Origin of the sequence: Pseudoalteromonas sp. 20-92, assembly GCF_030847595.1 — a bacterium.
GTDB classification, from domain to species: domain Bacteria; phylum Pseudomonadota; class Gammaproteobacteria; order Enterobacterales; family Alteromonadaceae; genus Pseudoalteromonas; species Pseudoalteromonas fuliginea.
In genome coordinates this window covers 109,243-132,566 of sequence record NZ_JANJGQ010000004.1, presented here as the reverse complement: position 1 = coordinate 132,566, position 23,324 = coordinate 109,243, and the positions used below count along the sequence as shown (strand labels likewise).

Annotated in this window: 21 protein-coding genes; 13 read left to right on the top strand and 8 right to left on the bottom strand. The window is 39.0% G+C overall.

Annotated features, from left to right (window positions below; translation table 11 throughout):
• Window positions 1-55: 55 nt before the first annotated feature.
• From NRL14_RS05890 to tolC, 3 genes are all read right to left on the bottom strand, one after another.
• Window positions 56-628, bottom strand: coding sequence for a toxin co-regulated pilus biosynthesis Q family protein (locus NRL14_RS05890; protein ID WP_007376514.1), 573 nt, complete (start codon window positions 626-628; stop codon window positions 56-58).
• Window positions 629-667: 39 nt separating this feature from the next.
• A complete protein-coding gene (lpxL, locus tag NRL14_RS05885) occupies window positions 668-1,597 on the bottom strand; it encodes an LpxL/LpxP family Kdo(2)-lipid IV(A) lauroyl/palmitoleoyl acyltransferase (RefSeq protein ID WP_033031397.1) in 930 nt (309 codons plus the stop codon).
• 108 nt (window positions 1,598-1,705) lie between these two features.
• Window positions 1,706-3,061, bottom strand: a complete 1,356-nt coding sequence (tolC, locus tag NRL14_RS05880; protein ID WP_007376512.1) for an outer membrane channel protein TolC — start codon at window positions 3,059-3,061, stop codon at window positions 1,706-1,708.
• Window positions 3,062-3,210: 149 nt separating this feature from the next.
• Here tolC and NRL14_RS05875 point away from each other — a divergent pair, with 149 nt between their 5' ends.
• From NRL14_RS05875 to NRL14_RS05830, 10 genes are all read left to right on the top strand, one after another.
• Entirely contained in the window at window positions 3,211-3,837 is a 627-nt protein-coding gene (locus NRL14_RS05875) for an NUDIX domain-containing protein (protein ID WP_033031393.1), read from the top strand.
• Window positions 3,838-3,863: 26 nt separating this feature from the next.
• Window positions 3,864-4,322, top strand: coding sequence for a DUF1249 domain-containing protein (locus NRL14_RS05870; protein WP_007376510.1), 459 nt, complete (start codon window positions 3,864-3,866; stop codon window positions 4,320-4,322).
• Window positions 4,309-5,094 (top strand): metallophosphoesterase, encoded by a 786-nt coding sequence (locus tag NRL14_RS05865; protein WP_008136370.1) that lies wholly within the window; start codon window positions 4,309-4,311, stop codon window positions 5,092-5,094. The genes NRL14_RS05870 and NRL14_RS05865 overlap by 14 nt, the downstream gene beginning before the upstream one ends.
• A complete protein-coding gene (locus tag NRL14_RS05860; RefSeq protein WP_008136371.1) occupies window positions 5,079-5,639 on the top strand; it encodes a YqiA/YcfP family alpha/beta fold hydrolase in 561 nt (186 codons plus the stop codon). Before NRL14_RS05865 ends, NRL14_RS05860 begins: the two co-directional genes overlap by 16 nt.
• Before the next feature lie 42 nt (window positions 5,640-5,681).
• The gene (gene parE, locus NRL14_RS05855) at window positions 5,682-7,571 is read left to right on the top strand and encodes a DNA topoisomerase IV subunit B (RefSeq protein WP_008136372.1); all 1,890 of its coding nucleotides are present in this window, start codon (window positions 5,682-5,684) and stop codon (window positions 7,569-7,571) included.
• A 29-nt stretch (window positions 7,572-7,600) separates the two neighbouring features.
• Window positions 7,601-8,695, top strand: a complete 1,095-nt coding sequence (locus NRL14_RS05850) for a sorbosone dehydrogenase family protein (RefSeq protein ID WP_306724208.1) — start codon at window positions 7,601-7,603, stop codon at window positions 8,693-8,695.
• Window positions 8,696-8,705: 10 nt separating this feature from the next.
• On the top strand, window positions 8,706-11,000 hold the full coding sequence (gene parC / locus NRL14_RS05845; RefSeq protein WP_306724207.1) for a DNA topoisomerase IV subunit A: 2,295 nt from the start codon (window positions 8,706-8,708) through the stop codon (window positions 10,998-11,000).
• Window positions 11,001-11,162: 162 nt separating this feature from the next.
• Window positions 11,163-11,876 carry a 1-acylglycerol-3-phosphate O-acyltransferase gene (locus NRL14_RS05840; protein ID WP_007376504.1) on the top strand — a complete coding sequence of 238 codons (714 nt, stop codon included), beginning with the start codon at window positions 11,163-11,165 and terminating at the stop codon, window positions 11,874-11,876.
• The gene (gene rraB, locus NRL14_RS05835) at window positions 11,876-12,211 is read left to right on the top strand and encodes a ribonuclease E inhibitor RraB (RefSeq protein ID WP_007376503.1); all 336 of its coding nucleotides are present in this window, start codon (window positions 11,876-11,878) and stop codon (window positions 12,209-12,211) included. Before NRL14_RS05840 ends, rraB begins: the two co-directional genes overlap by 1 nt.
• A 1,444-nt stretch (window positions 12,212-13,655) precedes the next feature.
• Window positions 13,656-14,840, top strand: a complete 1,185-nt coding sequence (locus tag NRL14_RS05830) for a polysaccharide lyase family 7 protein (protein ID WP_306724206.1) — start codon at window positions 13,656-13,658, stop codon at window positions 14,838-14,840.
• A gap of 76 nt (window positions 14,841-14,916) precedes the next feature.
• On the opposite strand, the gene NRL14_RS05825 is transcribed toward NRL14_RS05830, so the two are convergent.
• A complete protein-coding gene (locus tag NRL14_RS05825; RefSeq protein WP_306724205.1) occupies window positions 14,917-15,888 on the bottom strand; it encodes a zinc transporter ZntB in 972 nt (323 codons plus the stop codon).
• 291 nt (window positions 15,889-16,179) lie between these two features.
• On the opposite strand from NRL14_RS05825, the gene NRL14_RS05820 reads away from it, so the two are divergent.
• The 3 genes from NRL14_RS05820 to NRL14_RS05810 all read left to right on the top strand — a co-directional run bounded on the left by NRL14_RS05820 (window position 16,180) and on the right by NRL14_RS05810 (window position 18,624).
• Window positions 16,180-16,602: an ATP-dependent zinc protease gene (locus tag NRL14_RS05820; RefSeq protein WP_007376500.1), complete on the top strand. Its 423-nt coding sequence runs from the start codon at window positions 16,180-16,182 to the stop codon at window positions 16,600-16,602.
• A gap of 71 nt (window positions 16,603-16,673) precedes the next feature.
• Window positions 16,674-17,579, top strand: coding sequence for a 30S ribosomal protein S6--L-glutamate ligase (gene rimK, locus NRL14_RS05815; RefSeq protein WP_007376499.1), 906 nt, complete (start codon window positions 16,674-16,676; stop codon window positions 17,577-17,579).
• Window positions 17,566-18,624, top strand: a complete 1,059-nt coding sequence (locus NRL14_RS05810) for a succinylglutamate desuccinylase/aspartoacylase family protein (RefSeq protein ID WP_007376498.1) — start codon at window positions 17,566-17,568, stop codon at window positions 18,622-18,624. The genes rimK and NRL14_RS05810 overlap by 14 nt, the downstream gene beginning before the upstream one ends.
• An 89-nt stretch (window positions 18,625-18,713) precedes the next feature.
• On the opposite strand, the gene NRL14_RS05805 is transcribed toward NRL14_RS05810, so the two are convergent.
• The 4 genes from NRL14_RS05805 to recQ all read right to left on the bottom strand — a co-directional run bounded on the left by NRL14_RS05805 (window position 18,714) and on the right by recQ (window position 23,304).
• Window positions 18,714-19,286 carry a mechanosensitive ion channel domain-containing protein gene (locus tag NRL14_RS05805; protein ID WP_306724204.1) on the bottom strand — a complete coding sequence of 191 codons (573 nt, stop codon included), beginning with the start codon at window positions 19,284-19,286 and terminating at the stop codon, window positions 18,714-18,716.
• A 75-nt stretch (window positions 19,287-19,361) separates the two neighbouring features.
• Complete coding sequence (locus NRL14_RS05800) at window positions 19,362-21,065, bottom strand: ShlB/FhaC/HecB family hemolysin secretion/activation protein (protein WP_306724203.1); 1,704 nt, start codon at window positions 21,063-21,065, stop codon at window positions 19,362-19,364.
• Window positions 21,066-21,188: 123 nt separating this feature from the next.
• The gene (locus tag NRL14_RS05795; RefSeq protein ID WP_306724202.1) at window positions 21,189-21,473 is read right to left on the bottom strand and encodes a DUF3630 family protein; all 285 of its coding nucleotides are present in this window, start codon (window positions 21,471-21,473) and stop codon (window positions 21,189-21,191) included.
• Window positions 21,474-21,480: 7 nt separating this feature from the next.
• Window positions 21,481-23,304 carry a DNA helicase RecQ gene (gene recQ, locus NRL14_RS05790; RefSeq protein ID WP_007376494.1) on the bottom strand — a complete coding sequence of 608 codons (1,824 nt, stop codon included), beginning with the start codon at window positions 23,302-23,304 and terminating at the stop codon, window positions 21,481-21,483.
• Between the last annotated feature and the right edge of the window lie 20 nt (window positions 23,305-23,324).

Genomic DNA, 23,324 nt, shown 5'->3' with positions numbered 1-23,324 from the left:
ATTTAAAAACCCAAGCTAAAGCTTGGGTTTTTCTTTTAAGTGGTTGTTTAAATGTTTAAATGTTTAATTTTAAGCAATTAGCACGTACAAATTCAGATGGTTTTTCAGTAATTATTGCGGCACGTTGCTTGTGGCAAAAATAAGTGTAGACCTCATATTCAAAGTCATCATTAATAGCTCTGCCTACTTGATATAATGCAGAGGTGAAATTACTGTCGACTCTAAAATGATCTTTTACTACGTAGTCTTTACTTAAATACCAATAAAGCGCAAGACCCTCATTATCAGCATATTGAGAAAGTGCTTTTTTTAACGTTGTTCCACTTTCAAAACGTCTGGGCTCAATTCCGCCCGTCCAGCTAGTTGGCATAGGATCAACCGTTCGGCCTCGCTCCGCTAACACGCGATCAAGAGTCTGATCTGGCTTTTTGAGTTGGAGTACAAATTGATCTCGCTCTTTATTGCTTTGAACTTGATTACGGATGGATGAATAAAAGCGAGATAGCCCTTCAGCTGCCGCATTTTTAGAATCTCTAATATCAAATGTTGGCCCATCACTGAATAAAAAATAGATAGCCAGTATAATTAATACTGCAGCAAATGATAAATGTTTAACCCAAAACCACATAATCTCTACTCACTTTTTGTATTTAGTGTTATTCCACTGCTACTTCTTATAAAAAGAAGGGGTATTTTTGTCTGGTCTCGTTTTAAAACGGCGATGGAGCCACATATATTGCTCAGGCGCCGCGTTAATTGAACGCTCCATACGTTGATTTACACGTATTACATCCGCTTTATCGTCACCACTTGGGAAATTTTCAAGCTCAGGTAATATTTCTAAGTGATATTTACCACTGTCGTCACGACGCGTGATTAAGCTCATTGTCTCGCAGTTTTTACTACCAGCAAACATCAGTGTGCCTGTTGTGGTTGCTGTATCGGGTACTGCGTAAAAAGGAACAAACTCACAACGGTTACGACCGTAATCTTGATCAGGCAAGTAATAACAAACTTTTTTATTTTTTAATGCTTTTAATAGACCTTTTACGTCCTTACGACCAATTAAATATTCGTTAGAGCGGAGGCGTCCATTGGTTGTAAAGTATTCCATCAATGGGTTGTTATGAGGACGATAAAACCCAACTCCTTGGCACGCTAATCCCATTATGCGACTAGCCATTTCAAGATGTAAAACATGGGGAATAAGTAATAATACGCCTTTGCCAGAAGCTTGCACCCGCTCAAAATGTTCAAGCCCTTTAAAAGACCCTAATGCTTTTTGAGCACGCCATTGCGGCCACCACCAAGCCATACCGGTCTCGACCATCGCAATTCCTGTATTTTCCATATTTTTGAGTACTAGGTCTTTTTGATCTGCTTCGCTCATATCAGGAAAGCATAGTTTAATGTTTACTTGTGCAATATGGCGACGGCGTTTCATGAATTTATAAACTAAACGCCCCAGCTGTTTACCCATGGCTAATTGTAGTTTTTGTGGCAACCAAGAGAGTAAATATAAGAATAAAACGCCAATCCACGTTAGCCAGTATCGAGGACCTAAAAAAGATGCTTTAAAAGGAGATGAGGTGACCACAAAAAACTCTCTATAAATAAAAATGCTAGTTTAACGCTAAGCGCTATAAAATACAAAAAGCCAGCAATGTCGCTGGCTTTTCTAGTTTTACATTACAAAAAGTGTAATTTAAGCGGCTTTTAACCCTTGGTTTATTGCCACTAAATCTTCACTTGTTAATGTTCCTGCTGCTTGTTTTAAGCGAAGGGTAGAGAGTACATACCTATAACGCACATCAGCAAGGTTACGCTTTGCATTGTATAAGTTTTGTGTACTAACCAGTACGTCAACAATAGTTCGTGTGCCTACTTCAAAACCTGCTTCAGTTGCTTTAAGCGCACTTTGGGCCGAAACAACCGCTTGCTCTAGTGCTTTGTAAGTTGCAATGTCCGAAACAACTTGGTTGTAAGATGTAATAACAGTGCGTGTTATAGCACGGTAATTTGTTTCATAATCTTGACTTGCAGCTACGTAAAATGCACGGGCTTGATTAGTTGCAGCAACCGTTGCGCCACCTGAATATAAAGGTACGCTAAAGTTAAGCCCTACAGAACTTGAGTCTGAACGCGGTTGGTCATCAAAATTAACGCCATTTCTTTGAGTGTCTGTAAGAGAGTCACCATAACTTGCACTTAGAGTTAGTTTTGGATAATGACCTGCTTTTGCTAATTCAATTTGATCTTTTGCAATATCAACGGTTACTTTGGATACTTGTAAACTAATATTTTTGTTTTCAGCGACTTTAATAAAATCGGAAGAAAGTTTAGCTGGCTTAGTTGTAGAGAAAGTATCGGTATTTAAAAAATCTAATTTTGCATGGTACTTACCCGTGATTTCACGAAGTTGCTCACGGGCTGTTTCTACTGCATTGCTTGCAATAATCTCTTGAGCTACTGAATTATCAAACTGTGCTTGTGCTTCGTGTACGTCTGTAATAGCTGTTAAGCCTACCGCATAGCGTTGTTTTGTTTGTTCAAGTTGGCGTTCAATAGCACGTTTTTCGGCTTCTATAAACTCAAGGTTGTCAACCGCACTTAATACGTTAAAATAACCTTCAGCAACGCGTACAATTAAGTTTTGCTTAGCTGCATCGTACTGACCGCTTGCTTGCAGAGCTTGTTTGTCAGCAATACCTAAAGAATTCCAAGCGCCTAAGTCGAATAATGTTTGGCTTAAGCTAACACCACGTGTGAATTGGTCTGTGTCACTTTCAACTTGTACTTGGCTAGCTAAATCACCAACACTTTGGTAAGACGTAGCATCACTTTTGTCATACCCCATAGTTAAATTAATTTGAGGCAATAATACACTCATAGCACGATCACTTTCGTAAGATTGTGCATCTGCTTGGGCTTTTGCCTTTAAAACGGTAGGATCATTAGCTGTCGCTATTTCAAAAACGTTTAGTAAATCTTCAGCATTAGCTGCTGTTGAGCCTAGTGCACATGATAAACTAATCAGTGCCGCAAGAATGTTCTTTTTCATATGGGTTCAGTCCTTAGACAATTTTTATACTAAAAGCATGTTAACCTGTTTTACTTAATAAAAAAAAAAAAATTTGTAAAACCGCATGTTCAAATGTAACAGAATATATTAACGCATTTTAATCGTTTAGGTATACAGGAAGTCGATGCATGGTAAATAAAAGTTTGGTTAAATTTACACATAAAGATGTGAAAATAAAACCTGTAATAAATCTCTATAAAGGTTTTTTCCAGGTGAACTTATATCAGTTCGAACACGCATTATTTGCAGGTGGAAAATCAAAAACTATTCGTCGCGAAATATTAGAGCGCGGTGATGCTATTGCTGTATTGCCGTACGACCCAGTATCAGACACTATCCTTTTAATTGAGCAAATACGTATTGGCGCTATTAAAAGCAAGGACTCGCCATGGCTGCTAGAATGTATTGCTGGCATGACCGATGGTAGTGATGATTATGAAGCTGTCGTTAAAAAAGAAGCATTTGAAGAGGCTGGGCTTGAGTTAGATGAGTTGGAGTTTATGCTTTCATACTTATCAAGCCCCGGTGGCACAACTGAACGCCTACATTTGTATTTAGCACGCGCTGATTTAAGCCAAATAGAGTCGGGTGTTTATGGGCTGGAAACGGAAGGTGAAGACATAAAAACCCATATATTAACGGTTGATGATGCCTTAATTCGCCTCAATAACGGTGAAATGGATAATGCAGCAACGGTTATCTGTATGCAATGGCTTGCACTTAATCGCGAAAAGATGGCAAGTAAATGGGCATAAATTCTTACTAATATTATGGTGGTACTTTGACAGCACGATTAGCAACAAAACGATATATTCAAAGCCTCCCAAAGTATTTAACGCTTTGCGAGCATAATTATGTGCGACTATTAAAATTACTGCCTAGCGAGCGCAATATAGGAAGCATTCGTGAAGTAAAACTTGGCAACAGTGAGTTTGCTACAAAAATTGATGGTAGTGCAAAATACACTATGGATATTTCAATTAAGCAGTTAACAGGAATGGTTAAAGGCATAGCGCCGCTTTACTTAACGGTTAGATTGTATCATGACGCTAAAGTAGCTGAGATTATTCATCACGATTATCATCAAAGGATAAAGCCATCTTATGGGTATCCTAACCCTAAAATGCATCAAAAAGATGAAAAATACCAACTTAACGCTTTTTTATATGACTGGCTTGTTGCCTGTGTTGAACACGGACAAGCGACCCTTAATTGGGATGTAAATAATGGCTTGGTTTGATGATAAACATACATTTAATAAATCGGTGCTGCGCATAGCGCATGTAACCGATTGCCATTTATTTGCCGATAAAGACGGTGAGTACTTTGGAGTAAACACTGCATCGCATTTTGAACAAGCACTAGCACACATGGCTCAAAAACCACTTGATTGTGTGATATTTGGTGGTGATTTAACACAAGATCACAGCTTTGAGTCTTATCTATTGTTTAGTGAACTGATACATAAAAGTGCATTAACATGTCCCGTATTCTGGTTGCCAGGTAATCACGATGAGATAACAATGCTTAACCGTATAAGTGGTGGGCAAATAAATAGTGCCAAACACATAGCGGCAAGCGGCATTGAGTTACTACTTATTAATTCGAAAGGTCCTACACCTGCTGGGTGGGTGACTGGCGCGCATTTAGATGAAACAACGGAGTGTTTGGTTCAATCAAGCAGTAAAAAGATCATATTTTGTCATCATAATCCGTTACCAATAAATGGCTACCTTGATAAGCACATGCTCGAAAATGGGCCTCAATTATTAAATGTACTGGTAAATAGTGGTAATATTATTGGGGTTTTCCATGGTCACGTTCATAATGAATATGAGCAAAGTTATAGAGAGTTAAGCGTGTTTGCAACACCGGCGAGTTCTACGCAGTTTAAAAAATACAGTGCGCAGTGGCAACAGCAAAACTGCGGCCCAGCTTATAGAATGCTTTATATAGATACAGAAAAAGATAAAATAGGCATGAAAACGGAAGTAGTATGGCTAAACGGGTAATTTATATTCATGGTTTTAATAGCTCACATAAGTCATATAAAGCTGTGCGCTTTGGCGAGCTTATGGCACACTATGACGTTGATTATTGTGTACCGTGCCTAAACCATGAGCCTATACAAGCTATCATTAAGCTTGAGCAATTACTAACACCTAATACAGTATTATTAGGGAGCTCGTTAGGTGGTTTTTTTGCCACATATTTATCGCAGCGTTATCAAATTCCTGCAGTGGTTATTAATCCAGCGGTAGCACCATACAATTTATTACAAGCGTTACTTGGGCCAAACTATAATCCTTACCAAGATTATCATTATGATTTAAATAGCAGTCATATAAATGCCTTAAAAATACTGTCTGTAGATAAGCTAAAATACCCTGAGTTGCTGTATTTATTACAGCAAACCGGCGATGAAGTGCTTAATTTTCAACACGCAGTAAACTATTATTCACAATGCAAACAACGGGTAGAGTTTGGTGGCGATCATAGCTATACAGGTTTTGATAACACCTTTACCAGTATTGTAGATTTTCTTAAAATCACGTAAAACTAGCTAAGCATAGCCTTAGCGCATATAAAGATAAAAACTATGAGTGATCAAAATTATAACGCCGAAGCCATTGAAGTACTTAATGGATTAGATCCGGTAAAAAGACGCCCAGGGATGTACACCGATACCGTACGCCCAAATCATTTAGGCCAAGAGGTTATCGATAACAGTGTCGATGAAGCTATGGCTGGTCATGCCACACGTATCGACGTAATACTCCACGAAGATAACTCACTTGAAGTGAGCGATGACGGTCGTGGTATGCCTATTGATATCCACCCTGAGGAAGGTATTCCTGGGGTTGAGTTAATTTTCACTAAATTACACGCAGGTGGTAAGTTTTCTAATAAAAACTACCAATTTTCGGGTGGTTTACATGGTGTGGGTATTTCTGTAGTGAATGCGCTATCTACGCGCGTAGAAGTAACTGTACGACGAGACGCCCAGCAATACAGAATGGCATTTGAAAATGGCGATAAAGTAGAAGACTTGAGTGTAATAGGCACCGTCGGTAAACGCAATACGGGTACTACAGTGCGTTTTTGGGCTGATGTTAGCTACTTTGATTCACCAAACTATTCAATTACCAAGCTTAATCATTTATTAAAAGCCAAAGCGGTTTTATGCCCAGGTCTGCGTATTAAGTTTGTTAATAAGCAAACGAAAGAAACTCAAGAGTGGTTTTACGAAACGGGTTTAAAAGATTACCTAATTGAAGCCGTTAAAGGTTTTGAAACATTACCACAAGACCCGTTTGTAGGTGAGTTTAAAAGCTCTATTGAAGGCGCTGATTGGGCTGTTGTATGGCTACCTGAGGGTGGAGAATCAATAGCTGAAAGTTACGTAAATCTTATTCCTACCGCGCAAGGTGGTACACATGTAAATGGTCTGCGCCAAGGTTTACTTGAAGCAATGCGTGAATTTTGTGAGTTTAGAAACTTACTCCCGCGTGGTGTAAAGTTAACGCCTGACGACATTTGGGAACGTTGTAGTTATGTATTGTCAGTTAAAATGCAAGATCCACAATTTGCAGGGCAAACTAAAGAAAAACTTTCATCACGTTCATGTGCCGCATTTGTATCGGGTGTTGTAAAAGATTCGTTTAGTTTATGGCTAAATGAACATACCGATACCGCAGAATTATTAGCTGAACTATGTATTTCAAACGCACAAAGCCGTTTGCGTGCAGCTAAAAAAGTAGTACGTAAACGAGTTACTGCAGGCCCTGCATTACCAGGTAAACTAACCGATTGTAGTGCTGCCGATAACGATCGTACCGAATTGTTTTTAGTGGAAGGTGACTCTGCTGGTGGTTCTGCTAAACAAGCGCGAGACCGTGAGTTTCAGGCAATTATGCCGCTACGTGGTAAAATTTTGAATACGTGGGAAGTCGAATCAGGCCAAATATTAGCATCACAAGAAGTACACGATATTTCAGTGGCACTGGGAATTGATCCAGAATCAACCGATATGTCGGGACTGCGCTACAATAAAATTTGTATATTGGCCGATGCAGACTCGGATGGACTACACATTGCAACACTATTGTGTGCATTGTTTGTTCGCCATTTTCCAGAGTTAGTAAAAACAGGGCATGTGTATGTTGCAATGCCGCCATTATTTAGAATAGATATTGGTAAAGAAGTTTATTACGCACTAGATGAAGGCGAGAAAACCGCTATTTTAGCGCGTATAGAAGCAGAAAAGAAACGCGGAAAAGTAAACGTGCAACGATTCAAAGGTCTGGGTGAAATGAACCCACTGCAATTGCGCGAAACAACCATGGATCCAAATACACGACGTTTAGTACAGCTTACGCTTGATGAAGAAATAGAAACCATGGAAATGATGGATATGCTGCTTGCTAAAAAACGATCGCCGGATCGTCGTCAATGGTTAGAAGATCATGGTAACAAGGCGCAAGTTTGATCGCCTGTGTTTAATACTGGGAGATATGAATGAATAAACTACTAGGAAGTTTGCTATTACTTGGGCTAACTACTGCTCCTGCAATGGCTAAAAATATACTCGATAAGCTCACCGTAGCACCGGGATTTGAAATAAGTTTATTTGCAAATGATGTAGAAAATGCGCGTCAAATAGCTGTTTCAAAAAAAGGTATTGTGTATGTTGGCTCTCGTAAAGCGGGCAATGTATACGCGCTTATTGATCATAATAGCGATGGCGTAGCAGATAAAAAAATTGTTGTTGCTAAAGGCTTAAACATGCCCTCCGGCATAGCGATTAAAGATGGCGATTTATATGTAGGCGAAGTGCATCGTATTATTCGCTTTAAAAATATTGATACCCAATTAAAAGAGCCAAAGTTTGATGTGGTTTATGGCGCATTACCGAGTGAGCGTCATCATGGTTGGAAATTTTTACGTTTTGCACCAACGGGAGAATTAATCATTCCAGTGGGTGTGCCGTGTAATATTTGTGCTGAAGATGAGCGTTTTGGCCGTATTTTTGCGCTTAATGTAGAAACAAAACAAATAAAAACAATAGCCAAGGGCGTTAGAAACACAGTGGGTTTTGATTTTCATCCAGCGACTCAAGCCCTATGGTTTAGTGATAACGGTCGCGACATGATGGGCGATGATATTCCACCTGATGAATTAAACCGCGCAACGCAAGAAGGTGAGCATTTTGGTTTTCCGTATGTTCATGCCGGTGCGATTATTGACCCTGAATTTGGTGAAGGTAAAAACATTGCCGATTACGTGCCGCCAGCACTTGCGCTTCCTGCGCATGTAGCGCCACTGGGTATTCATTTTTATAACGCCAAGCAATTTCCAGCAAGTTATAAGCACCAATTATTTGTTGCTGAACATGGCTCATGGAACCGTTCTAAAAAGGCAGGTTATAAAGTAGGGCTAGCAACAATTGAGGTAGGTCGCGTAACTAAATATACGCCATTTATTACTGGCTTTATGAAAGACGAAACAACATTTGGACGCCCTGTTGCATTTGCAGAATTAGGTGACGGCAGTCTGTTAGTAAGCGATGATTACGCCAATGTAATCTACCGTGTAAGCTATAAGAAAAACTAGGTAAGCTTTAATGAGTGATACAGATACCTTGCTAATGCAAGGAATTGAGCAACAAACAATGGGGCGTTTTACCGAAGACGCCTATTTAAATTATTCCATGTACGTGATCATGGACCGCGCCTTACCGCATGTAGGTGATGGTTTAAAACCAGTACAGCGTCGTATTATTTATGCGATGAGCGAACTGGGTTTGTCGGCTAATGCCAAGTACAAAAAATCAGCTCGTACTGTGGGTGACGTACTCGGTAAGTACCATCCACATGGCGACAGTGCCTGTTACGAAGCGATGGTATTAATGGCGCAGCCGTTTTCTTACCGCTACCCTTTGGTAGATGGACAAGGAAACTGGGGCGCGGCAGATGACCCTAAATCGTTTGCAGCAATGCGTTATACCGAAGCGCGTTTATCTAAGTTTTCAGAAGTACTATTAAAAGAGCTTGGCCAAGGCACCGTCGATTGGACACCAAACTTTGATGGCACAATGGATGAACCAGTAGTACTGCCTTCTCGCTTACCGCATATTTTACTCAACGGTATAACGGGTATTGCCGTAGGTATGGCAACCGATATTCCGCCACATAACGTACGTGAAGTGGCTAGTGCATGTTGTTTATTACTTGATAAACCAAAAACAGAGCTTGAAGAATTACTTGAGCTTGTCCATGCACCAGATTACCCAACAGATGCTGAAATAATTACCCCAAAAGCTGATATTCATAAAATATATAAAACCGGTCGTGGGTCAATCAAAATGCGTGCGGTTTACACCGAAGAGCATGGCGATATTGTTATTACAGCGCTGCCGCATCAGTGTTCAGGTGGTAAAGTACTTGAGCAAATTGCAGCGCAAATGAACGCTAAAAAATTACCCATGATTGCCGATTTACGTGACGAGTCAGATCATGAAAATCCAACACGCATTGTAATTATTCCACGCTCAAACCGCATTAAAGCTGAGCCATTAATGGCTCACTTATTTGCAACCACCGATCTTGAAAAAAATTACCGCGTAAATTTAAATATGCTAGGCCTAGATGGCCGCCCGCAAGTTAAAGACTTACGCTGTATTTTAAGTGAGTGGCTAACATTTAGACGCGAAACAGTGCGCCGTCGTTTGCAGTATCGCTTAGATAAAGTATTAGCGCGTTTGCATATTTTAGAAGGTTTATTAGCCGCCTTTTTAAATATTGATGAAGTGATTGAAATCATCCGCAGTGAAGATAAACCAAAGCCTGTACTAATGGAGCGCTTTGATTTAACTGATACACAAGCAGAAGCTATTTTAGAATTAAAACTTCGTCATTTAGCAAAACTTGAAGAGTTTAAAATTCGCGGTGAGCAAGATGAACTAGCCAAAGAGCGTGATAAATTAGCGCAAATACTTGGCTCAGAACGTCGTATGTCGACACTGCTTAAAAAAGAAATTCAAGAAGCCGCTGAAATGTACGGTGACGATCGTCGCTCGCCAGTGATTGAGCGCTCAGAAGCGAAAGCACTTAACGAAAAAGATTTAATTCCATCAGAGTCAGTCACTGTTGTGCTATCAGATAAAGGCTGGGCACGCGTTGGTAAAGGCCATGATTTAGATGTACAAGGCTTAAATTATCGTTCAGGTGATGGCTTTAGAGCCTCGGCTCGGGGTAAGAGCAATCAACCGGCTGTATTTTTAGATTCAGCAGGGCGGGCATTTGCAACCGATGCGCACAGTCTGCCTTCGGCGCGTAGCCAAGGCGAACCAATGACAGGTCGTTTTAACTTAACACCAGGTGCTAATTTTGAGCACGTGGTAATGAGTGAAGACGAGCAAGTCTTACTTATGGCGTCAGATGCAGGTTACGGCTTTATTACCGACTTTAAAGATTTAGTGAGTAAAAATAAAAATGGTAAAGCGCTGGTCAGTGTCCCTAAAAGTGGCATATTACTTTCTCCTATTAGGGTGAACGATGTTGCTAGCGATTACTGTATGGCTATTTCTAACGAAGGTCGAATGCTTTTATTCCCACTGCGAGACTTACCAAAATTAGGTAAGGGTAAAGGTAATAAAATCATTTCTATACCAGGTGCAAAAGTACAAGCCCGTGAAGAGTTTGTAAAAGTGCTAGCTGTTGTGCCATTAGGAAGCAGTGTTACGCTTCATGCTGGTAAGCGTAAACTAACACTTAAACCAAGTGATTTAGAGCATTATCATGGTGAGCGAGGTCGTCGTGGTAATAAGTTACCACGTGGCTTACAGCGTGTTGACGAAGCCGTTGTTGAGCTAACTCCTCAAGATGATGAGCCAATAGAAGCTATTAACGAAGAGTAATCAATTACTTTTTGTATAATTAGAAACGGTCTGCATTTGCAGGCCGTTTTTGTTTTAAAATAAAGCACTTAAAGTTTTTCAGCGTACACTTGTGCGCTATTGTCTCGTTTGTGTCATAAAATAACGCTATAATAGTTGTAACTGATTTTTGGAGAAGCCGATTTGCTCGCTGTTATACGTATTTTTATTATGCTGCTATTTATACTATTGAGTTGTTTTTTTGGCTTACTATTATCATTAGTAAGGCCATTTCATCCCAATAACGTACACATTATAGCGGGCTGGTTTGGCTCAATGGCTAAAATGATTGGTGTTAAATTAGTTTTAACACGTCATAAAGATGCTGTTGATATTGGTCCTGCCGTTTATGTTGCTAATCATCAAAATAGCTACGATTTATTTACAGTGCCAGCAATGGTGCCCAAAAACTGCGTAAGTTTAGGCAAAAAGAGCTTAAAGTGGATTCCATTTTTTGGTCAGCTTTATTGGCTTTCGGGTAATATTTTAATTGATCGGGCAAATCGTTCAAAAGCAGCAGGTACAATCTCGAAAGCTGCTGAAAAAATAAAGAAAGATGGGTTGTCTGTTTGGGTATTTGCCGAAGGCACACGCAGTTATGGACGTGGATTATTACCTTTTAAAACAGGGGCTTTTCATACTGCTATGAGTGCTGAAGTACCAATAGTCCCGGTGTGTATGAATACAACACATAAAACCATTAAGCTAAATCGTTGGGATAATGGTACAATCTATATTGAAATGTTAGCGCCTATATCACTTGATGAAAGTATTAGCGCGCGCGAGCACGCCCAGAATGTACACAATATTATGGCTGCTAAAATAACTGAATTAGATGCTCAAGTGAGAGATAAATAATGGAAAACTGGCGTGAAATAAGTGAAGACATTGTATCTTCATTACTCGAAGACGGGTCTGATCCTGAAATACTTTATGAAGTAGAGCACCACTTTGTGTGTGAAGATTTCCCTAAATTGGAACAAGCAGCCCTTGCTGCGTTCAAATTGGGTTACGATGTTGAAGAGCCTGCAGAGCTTGAGCTTGAAGATGGCAGTAAAATTTGGAGTTTTGACATCGTTGTTGAAGCTGAACTTGATGTAGACGTGATAATGGAAGACGTTGATAAATTAGCGCAATTAGCCGTCGAATGTGAAGTAGAATATGACGGTTGGGGCACTTACTTTCAAGAGTAATTAGCTGCATAACCATAAATAAAAGGCGAGCATTATAGATGCTTGCCTTTTTTAATGTCTTTTGAAAGTGAGTATTATCGAGGTGTATGATACCAATCCGCAATAGTGCTTAATCAATTTGAGGGATTAAATCTGACGCTAATTGTGTTAAAAATATCTGATATACGACTACATGGTTACAGAAGGTAGAGTCATGTAAGAACAATTAGTTATAACAACTAAATAACTAATTTTTTGTTTGTTATCGACATGGTTTTTACCTAAAAAACAGGTCACTTAATTAAGTGAATTGGTATAAATTCAATGCAGTTAGCGCTGAAAATAACTGCTTGAGATAGATTTATTATCCAGAGTTCAAGGTGATTTAGTAAAAGCTCCAGTATTACCCTACTGTCTTACATCTACACAAAATGAGTAGAAGCCGAGCAAACCTTCTGTGTCCAGAACATTCACCTTAACTATAGTCATATAGACAAAAAACAAAGAGTCAATCGGCCTAGGGCGAACTCAAAGGGCTGATAATGTGTGGTATTTATGTTGTGTTATCGCCTATTTAGGGGAAATAATCACACACCATAGGCTCTGCCTAAAAAATACATTGCTGTATATTTAACCTCGAAAGATAAATAAGTTTTAATACCTCACTAAAATAGGTGAAATGTATGAAAGTGATAACTGAATTTTTTATTTTCTTAATAAACTTCATGTACAGGTTAAGGCTTGCTTAAGTGTATTAGTATCTATTTTTAAAGCATTGACCGTTCGAGCCACATGAATAATTCACTTGCTGCGTTAACCCCCCATTTGAACCTGTATTTTTTACCTTGTTATTAAACCATTTACCCATTGCTTAATTTATTAATACAACGGGTATGGAGTTTCATGTTTAGAGCATTTTCTATGTTGCCATTGTTAAGTGATTTTTTATCTTATATTTACTTTAAGTAAGTATGCTTAATTGGTCAACCAATGTTGGCGTTTTATTTATAAAAAAGACTAGACCAGTATTTTTGTTTATGCAAATTTTTAAATTGTATTTTTTTTGGTATACCAATTTTTGTGTTTTTAATGCTTATTCATTATTTTAAAAAATTTAAATTACATCCTTTTTATATTTTAATTAATATTAGTTACTGTTTTAAATCATTTTTAGTGTGTATTTAATCTGAAATAGAAATGGTATTAATACTTATTACCTATTTAATTAATTATTGCAAATTTATTACAAGAGATATAACTTGTGTCTCGCCACACTGGCAATATCAATTGGTAATTTATTTTTGTAAGTCCAATTGTTGGTTTTTATCTAAAATTAAATTACCAGTTACACAAACACAAACACAAGTTGAAACCTGTTTACAGGCGGTGATCTAGGTTCGGTGGAAATGCCACTAAACTAGGCAGTTAGATTGTTTTCATGTGCAGGTTCGGAGAAATGAAGATAATGATTAATCAAAAATCCCTATTTATTTTTGCAATAATGGCTACAAGCTCAAGTTTTTTGCAAGCAGCAACGATTAATAATGCTGGTTTTGAAAACGGCTGGAGTAATTGGAATGAAGTCGAACCAGCAGCTATTTCGGGAAGTGCTTACAAAGGATCCAAATCCTTAAAAATTCAAGGTAGCCCTGGTCGTGTACATCAAGTTGTTGATATAGAAAGAAACACTCAATACACATTAAGTGCGTACGTACTAGGCAAAGGTGAAATTGGAGTCAATGATCTGAATGGTTTGTTTAAAAGCGAGAAGTTTGATGTTTCTTCGTGGACTAAAGTATCTAAAACCTTTACTTCTGCGAATACGGATTCATTACAAGTTTTTGCTAAACATAATAATAGTTCGAATGATGTACGTTTTGATGATTTTACGCTAAGCAGTGGCGGCTCTGGTGGGGGTGACACTGGTGGGGGTGACACTGGTGGGGGTGACACTGGCGGCGGAAGTAATATTCCAAGCAGTATTACAAGTGGTAGTATTTTTGATTTAGAGGGGGATAATCCTAATCCATTGGTTAACGATAGCACATTAGTATTTGTGCCATTAGAAGCGCAACATATTACGCCTAATGGAAATGGTTGGCGTCATGAGTATAAAGTTAAATCTAATTTACGTGTTGCGATGACTGACACTTACGAAGTATTTGAAGCTAATGTTAAAGTTGAAATGTCCGATGGTGGAAAAACTATTGTTGCCCAACACCATGCAAGTGATACAGGCACTATTATGAAAGTGTATGTGTCTGATTCGTCAGAGTCAGGTTTTGATGATAGTACTGCAAATAATGGTGTTTTTGACGTGTATGTACGTTTGCGTAACACCAGTGGTAATGAAGAAAAGTTTGCACTAGGTACTATAACCAGTGGTGGTTCATTTAATTTAAAAGTTGTGAATAATTACGGTGATGTTGATGTAACCGCACTTGGCAGTACTTTTGGTATTCCGGTCGAAGATGATTCCGAATCTTACTTCAAATTTGGTAACTACCTACAATCGCAAGACCCATATACATTAGATAATTGTGGTGAATCGGGTAATTCAAACTCCTTTAAAGAGTGCTTTAAGGATTTAGGTATTACTAAATCTAAAATCACAATGACAAATGTTAGCTATACTCGAGTAACTAAATAATTAAGTATTATTTATAAAGCCACTTTAATTCAAAGTAGAGTGGCTTTTATACTCGTTGATAGTATATGAATTTAATTTATAACCATTTTTTGTTTTTAAAGTAAATGCCAATACTGCCCGTTAATACGATTAAAAAAACCACAAATAACGTAAATGCATATGGACTCTCTGTGCCAGGTATGCCCCCTACGTTCACACCTAATAAGCCAGTTAAAAACCCCAGAGGTAAGAATAAAGCAGCGACAACCGACATGACATACATGCGCTGATTTAATTGCTCAGACACTTGGTTTGTGATTGTTTGTTGAATAATTTGTGCCCGCTCTATGGCACTATCTAGCTCTTCTAGATAGCGAATAAGCAAATTTGTTGTTTCATTTAACTTTGCTTTATCGTCATCAAATAACCATGGATAGTGGTTGTTCACCATACTGCTTAATGCTTCTTTTTGCGGCCTTAAGTAGCGCTTTAAGGCGATTGTTTGGCGACGCAGTTGCGATAACCCTTGGTTATCAAAAGGTTTACTTGGTTCGTCTATTTCTTCTTCAAAATCATCTAATGTTTCATCAAGCGAATCAATGACGCTTTGCATTCGTGATGTCAATTTTTGTGCTATTGCGCATACTAATTCTGATATGTTGCATGGGCCGGTATTACTACTAAACGATGTTAAAATATCTTGAATTGATAATAATCGACGTTTACGTGTCGTAATTACAATATCTTCATTAATGAAAAAGCGAATTGATACCATATCTTCAGGGCTTTGCGCCGGATTTAAATTCACCCCGCGTAAAAATAGCATGTGACCATTTGTGGCAGATGTAATACGTGGGCGAGTCTCATCTGCGGTTAACGACTCTAGCTCGTAATCGGTTAAAAACTCACAATTTTTAAGCCATGTAACGACTTCTGTTTGACTGTAATCCATGTGTACCCAGAGCTTACCCTGTCCAGGTTTCCAATTATGTAGCTCATCAGTGTTTGAAATGGGGCGTGCACCACCTCGTTCGTCAAGAACTAGGGCGTGGAGTAAACCATTAATCATATTAGTTTCTCATAATAGTGTATTTTTAATACTGTTAACTATAGTGTATCTACTTAATCAAAATAGACTTATCTTTATTTTTAATAAGTTAGTTTTTAAATTAATAAAGCATAAATTTGGTGTGAATTAAATTGCTAGTAAACCAATATATTTAACTGTGCAGTAGAAAAATATAGTGAAGTTTGCGGTCGATATTTATCAATCAAATTCACTTGTCGACGGGATAAATTTATTTTGTTGGTGTTTTTTTACCTGTAGCGTATAAGTCACTTTTTTATTAAGGGCACATTTATGACGACAAAGATCACTATTGGTTGGCGTGAGTGGTTGAGCTTACCTGAACTGGGTATTGAGCGAATAAAAGCTAAAATTGATACAGGCGCTCGTACATCATGTATTCATGCTATTAACATTGAAGAGTACGAAGTTGATGGAGAAAAATGGGTTAAGTTTACAGCCCAGCCATTGCAAGATGATGAACAAACGAAAATCACTTGTAATGCAAAGGTTAAAAAAATAAAAAACGTAACAAGCTCAAGTGGACAAAAAGAATTACGTTATTTTATAGAAACAACATTGCATGCGGGTAAGCATAGCTGGCCTATAGAGATGACTTTAACCAGTCGAGCAACAATGAAGTTTAGAATGTTATTAGGGCGTACAGCCATGGAAAATCGTGTCATTGTTGACACGGCTTTATCTCATTTATTATAAAAGTATTGAATTTTATGTCTGAAAATCAGCCATAAATAATTAATGCATACAATTTAGTTAAGGTTTTAACTATGAAAATCGGTATTTTATCTCGTAACAAAAAATTATATTCAACACGTCGTTTAATCGAAGCGGCAGAAGCGCGTGGCCATGAAGTTAAAGTAATCGACGCACTACGCTGTTATATGAATATAAATTCAGAGCAACCAGAAATTCACTATCGCGGTGAAAATTTAAAAGAATTTGACGCAATCGTCCCGCGTATTGGTGCATCGGTTACATTTTATGGTTGCTCGGTACTTCGTCAGTTTGAAATGATGGGTGTCTACCCTGTAAACGAATCCGTGGCAATTTCTCGTTCGCGCGACAAATTGCGCTCGCTTCAGTTACTTTCGCGCAAAGGCGTTGGTATGCCAGTAACAGGTTTTGCTAGCAAACCAGATGATGTAAAAGACTTACTAGAAATGGTAGGCGGTGCACCTGTTGTAATTAAATTACTTGAAGGTACACAGGGCATTGGTGTTGTACTTGCTGAGACGCGTAAAGCGGCTGAAAGTGTTATTGAAGCATTTATGGGCTTAAAAGCTAATATTATGGTTCAGGAATATATTAAAGAGGCAGGTGGTGCAGATATTCGTTGTTTCGTATTGGGCGATAAAGTAATTGCAGCAATGAAGCGCCAAGCACAAGAAGGTGAGTTCCGTTCTAATCTTCACCGTGGTGGTAGCGCGACATTAGTACGTATTACTCCTGAGGAGCGTAAAACAGCAGTTGCAGCCGCTAAATCAATGGGCTTAAATGTGGCTGGTGTCGATTTACTTCGCTCATCTCGTGGGCCACTTGTGATGGAAGTAAACTCATCACCTGGTCTTGAGGGTATTGAGATCGCAACAGGTAAAGATATTGCAGGTATGGTGATTGACTTCATCGAAAAGAATGCTTCAAGTAAAGGAACAGCAACACGTGGCAAAGGTTAAAATTAACCGTCCTTTTACCTTATTAGGTGAACAGATTGGCGTAGGCGAGCGTAAAACGCTTGCCTTAGAAGCCGCAAAGCTTTACACCCATTCACCACTTAATATTCCTATAGAAGTGGTAAATGGTGTAATGGAAGGACCTGTGCTAATGGTCTGTGCTGCTATTCATGGTGATGAGCTAAATGGCGTCGAAGTTGTACGCCAGTTACTTGCTAAAATAGATCCTAGTCAGTTACGTGGCACGTTAATCGCTGTGCCTATTGTGAATGTGTTTGGCTTTATTCATAAATCGCGTTACTTACCAGATCGACGTGATATGAACCGCAGTTTCCCAGGCTCTGAACGTGGCTCGTTAGCAGGACGTATGGCTTATATGTTTTTTAATCAAGTAGCAGTACATTGTACGCATATCATTGATTTACATACGGGGGCTATTCACCGGACTAATTTGCCACAAATTCGTGCTAATTTAGCAGATGAAGCAACAGCTGAAATGGCTAAAGCATTTGGCACGCCAGCGGTTATAGATGCATCACTGCGTAATGGCTCTCTTCGCAGCGAAGCGGCTAACTTAGGCATACCTGTTATAACCTATGAAGCAGGTGAAGCACTACGATTTGATCCTATTGCAATTGCAGCCGGTGTGCAGGGCGTTGATTATGTTATGCGTCATTTAAAAATGATTCGTGGCAAACGCCCGAAAAAGTTACCAGATCCGATTATTGCAGGTTCTACAAGTTGGATACGCGCAGAAGTTGATGGCATTGTTCGTGCTCAAGTATCATTGGGCGAACGTGTAATTAAGGGCCAAATACTTGCTTATATTAGTAGTCCGTTGGGTGACTCTGAACTTGAGCTTTTAGCACCTAAAGGTGGGATTGTTATTGGCCAACAAACGATGCCATTAGTAAATGAGGGCGATGCAGTCTTTCATCTAGCTTACTTTGCGAGTGACAATGGTTTAGTTGAGCAGCAGCTAGAGAGCTTTATAGACGAAATAAATGATTTAGATGACGAACTTAAAACTGCGGAACTAAATAATTAATCGTTAACCTAAGTTCTGTTTAGTTAAGCATTAAAAAGCCGCAGAAGGTAATTACCTTCTGCGGCTTTTTTGTGACTATTATTTTTTAACTATGTTTTTTTAGGGCCAATAATACGCTTTATAACAGGCGTTTTTGTTGGTTTTGGTTCTTTATTTAAAACTATGACAGGGCGCGTCACAAATAAATTGTTAGGATAAATAACACGATGGCCATCAATGTGTTCAAGTACTACATTCATCAAACCCATTTCGACAATGCGACCTTCAACATGATTCGCGCCATCAATAATTCGTACCCAATAACCAACGCGGCAGTCGTTTTGAATAAACATTAATAAGAATGCAGTTAAGTTACTTAATAACGACCATGCGGCAAAAAGTGCAACACCTAGCATGGCAAATAATGAGGAGCCAAGTACAAGTAAGCCACGTAATTCAATGCCCCAAAATACCAGTACTAAGCATATCATTACACAGGCAAGTATTATTTTAAGCAGTAGTTCTGCGCGCGATTTGTGATGTAAATCTACTTTACCCTTAATAGTTTTTTCGAGAAGCTTTTTAGTCAGCTTTAATAGCAACGGATAAAGTAGTAAGGCGATTAGGGTCACAATCAGTTTATATTGTGTACCAAAAAAATCTAAAATCTCTAACGGTTCCAAAATACATTCTCATATGGGGAGTAAGTAATAATTAAGTAATTAGTTTAACGTTTTAAGATGATGCGAAATAGTTATTTAAAAAGATTTTTTCACATTAACTAACCATTGTACTGAGTCTACATCGTCGTAACTATCAAGCGGTGCGGCGATGTCAATGTGGATCATAGTACCTGCGTTAGCTCTGCTTGGGGCTAAGCGCAAACCTATACCAACATTTTTAAGTACGTGATCGTTCTCGCCATTATCTTTGTCGTTAAACCACGCACGGCCAACGTCAATAAACCCAGCGGCACCTACTTTAAATAGCTGAAGCAAATCGTACTCCCAATAATAGCGTTTTTCTAAACTAACTAAAAAACTGCGATCGCCGTGTTGATAATCCATAGGGTAGCCTCGTAAACCAGTTTCACCACCCAAAGTAAGTTGTTGGTCGGCAGTTAAGTTTTTAGCATATTGCAAACGCCCTTTTACATACCACGATTGATCAACACTGGTGTTTAAGTAGTATTGAATTTGACTAGTGGCCCTAAAGTTTTCTAATTGTTTGTGTTCTTTATTCCAATATCCTTCAATGTCTGTGTTAAAACGCCATAGAGTATTATCGCCAGAAAAATGTGCTTTTTTAAAATTTAATGAATAAATAGCACGACTATCATCATCACTCAAAGATTCATCAGAGTAACCAACAAGGGCTTTAACATTCCAGCCTAGGTTTAAATCTTCAGTGCGGTACATACTGTCGAAATTGCGTACTTTTATAAAGTTATCTTCAAACCAGTGGCCGCTTATAAATGGGTAACTTAAACTTCTGTCATCGGCAAGTGGTGCAAAGGTGGTGTCTATAGCTTCAAAGGTATGCTGCTCGTCGGTATAACCTAAGGTTAAGCGCTGGGTCCAGTTATTACTAAGCGCTTTAGAGTGCCCTATAAATGCACTGTTTAAATCGCTAGTTTGATCAAATTCGCTAAACTCTTCGCCGCGTTTATATAATGACTCTTCGCGCTGTTCTGAATAGCTTAAAATACCGTAACTAAGAGGGGTGTCAATTGCGTAAAATGGATAGGTTAACTCAAGTAAATGGCGCTTGCCATCGCTGTTATCGGCGTACTCTAGACGGCCGCGGTAGCGAGTAGATAAAATATTAGGATCGTCGTAAACAAATAAGTAACCACTGCGGTCGCTATCGGTAGTGCGTGAAAACGATAGGCGTTTACCCCAACCAAAGAGGTTTGATTCTCTAAAGCCAATGCTTGATTTATTTTCACCACCGCTGCGGCTAAAGTTTATTTCAGGTAGAAGCGTCCATAAATCACGAGTCACTACCTTTACATCAATGTCACCATCGCAGTTCTCAGTTGCACTAATTTGGGCGTCATATAAGTAACTTTCTTTGCGTAGGAGGCGTTCTGATTCAGCTAATTTTTTAGCATCATATTTATCGCCGGTGGCAAACAGTAGGAGGTTATTAATTACATCCGGTTCGGTTTGAATATGTGCGCGGTTGGCAAAGCGAAATAATGCATTATTTTCTTCTTCGAGTTCGGTATTAAATACATTGAGTTGCTTAAGTGAAATAGTGGCAATTTTAGCATTGGGTTTAGCGCTTACAATGGAGATATCGTCGTTGAGTTGGCGGCGTAAGTTTTTATTATTAGAGTGGTCTAACTTTTCAACTTGGCAACGAGTATTATCATGAGTTTGTGCTAATGCGCTTTGCATGAATAAGGCTAAAATACTTAAGCTAATACAGTACTGTGTGATCCATTTCTTAGTTACCATTCAAACCCTTTACTGCTACGTAGCAAATTACTACCGTAATATCAGCTTACATCATAGTTACTAAAATGTAAGTTAAAAGTATTGAGTTTGAAAATTAAATATAAGGACTTTGAACTAAAGCCGCTAACTTAAATAAAAGGTGAGTGCAGCAAGTAGATGAGCGGCTTCAGTGCCTTCTCCATTTATCCAAATACTTTGGCTGTAGTGCTCATAGTTTAAATTAAAGGTTTGCTGCTGGTAGCTAAAGCGAACTTGATGACGGTCAGCACCAGCAGAATACTCGTTGAGCGTTATATCGTCTGAATGTAAAAATAATGTACTCCACAGCTCAAAGTCTTCGTCATGCGGAGGCTCGATGGGCGTAATTACAATACATTTATGAGTATGGTCGTATTCTATTTTTGTCATAATGCTCTTAATTTGTAGCTAAGTAATTACGAATTGCAGTTAAAAAGGCGCCGCCATATTTATTTAATTTAGTGAAACCAACTCCCGACACTTTTAAAAACTCACTGTCATTTGTTGGCATAAGCTGCGCCATTTCAGCCAAGGTTTTATCATTAAATACTACATACGGTGGTACATCGTCGGCATCAGCAAGTTCTTTACGCAGTGCTCTTAAGCGGGCAAAGAGCTTTTTATCATAATTAAATTGCGCTAATTTATCTTGGTACACGTGCTTGGCTTGCAGGCGAGGTTCAGCCAATTGCAAAGCATATTCACTTTTTAAAATTGCACGCGCGGCTTCTGTTAACCTAAGTGACGCACCTTGTGTTATATCTTGGCTTAGTAAACCCTGATGAATAAGTTGACGTAAAATACTAAGCCAAAATTCACTGCTTTTATCTTTACCGATACCGTAAGTACTTAACTCATGATGGTTGTTATCGCGTATGCGGCTCGTGTTTGCACCGCGAAGTAATTCTACAATATAACCTAGGCCAAAACGTTGCTCAGCTCTATACACACACGAAAGCGCTTGCTGTGCGACTAACGTACCATCAAAGCTTTTAGGTGGGTTTAAGCAGATATCACAGTTGCCACAAGGTTCGCGCTGGTATTCACTAAAGTAGTTTAGCAATATTTGGCGGCGACACGTTTGTGCTTCAGCAAAGCTAGCCATGGCGTTAAAGCGTTGTTCTTCTACACGGCGACGTTGTTCGTCATCAATGTCTTCAAAAAAGCGCCTTACACGGCCAATATCAGCCGGATCAAAATACATGATGGCTTCTGCGGCAAGGCCATCTCGCCCAGCTCGTCCTGTTTCTTGATAGTACGACTCTATACTTTTTGGAATATCGTAATGCAATACAAAGCGTACGTTAGGTTTATTAATCCCCATCCCAAAAGCAACAGTTGCTACTACAATTTGAATGTCGTCGCGGGCAAACCCAGTTTGCACAAATTGTCGTTGTTCGTTGCTCATACCTGCATGGTAAGCGGCAGCGTTTAGCCCTGCGTCTGCAAGTTTTTCAGCAATGTCGTCTACGCGCTTACGACTGGTGCAATAAATAATACCGCTTTGGTTTTTTTGTTCTTTTAAGTAGCGAAGCAGTTGCACCATAGGTTTAAATTTTTCTTCTATGGTGTAACGAATATTGGGACGATCGAAGCTACCAGTATGAATATAAGGCTGCTGTAGTTTGAGTTGCTCAACGATATCAAACCGGGTCGCTTTATCAGCCGTGGCGGTAAGCGCCATCATAGGAACATGTGCAAAACGTTGCTTTAATTCGTTTAAGCGAAAGTAATGAGGTCTAAAATCGTGACCCCAATGCGACACACAGTGCGCTTCGTCAATGGCAAATAAGCTCACATTTAAATGCGATAAACGCTCTAAAAAGTCACGCTGCAATACTTTTTCAGGCGCAACATATAATAGTTTAATTAAACCTTGGTGAAGTTGTTGATACACCAATTGCTGTTCTTCTCGCGCTAAGCTGTTATTAACGTAAGCGGCTTTCACGCCAAGTGCTTGGAGTTGCGTTACCTGATCTTGCATTAGCGATATAAGCGGAGATATAACAATGGTTACGCCTTCAAGCACTAAAGCGGGTATTTGATAACACACAGATTTCCCACCACCTGTGGGTAGCAATACAAGTGAGTCATGCCCATTTATAGCTGCATCAATAACTGCTTTTTGACCGTCGCGAAATTCGCTGTAGCCAAACACTTGTTTGAGGACAGTCTCTGGTTTACGCACAAGCGTACTAGAAGGTGGTGTTAATGTATTCATTGGCGGGTATTTTAGTGGTT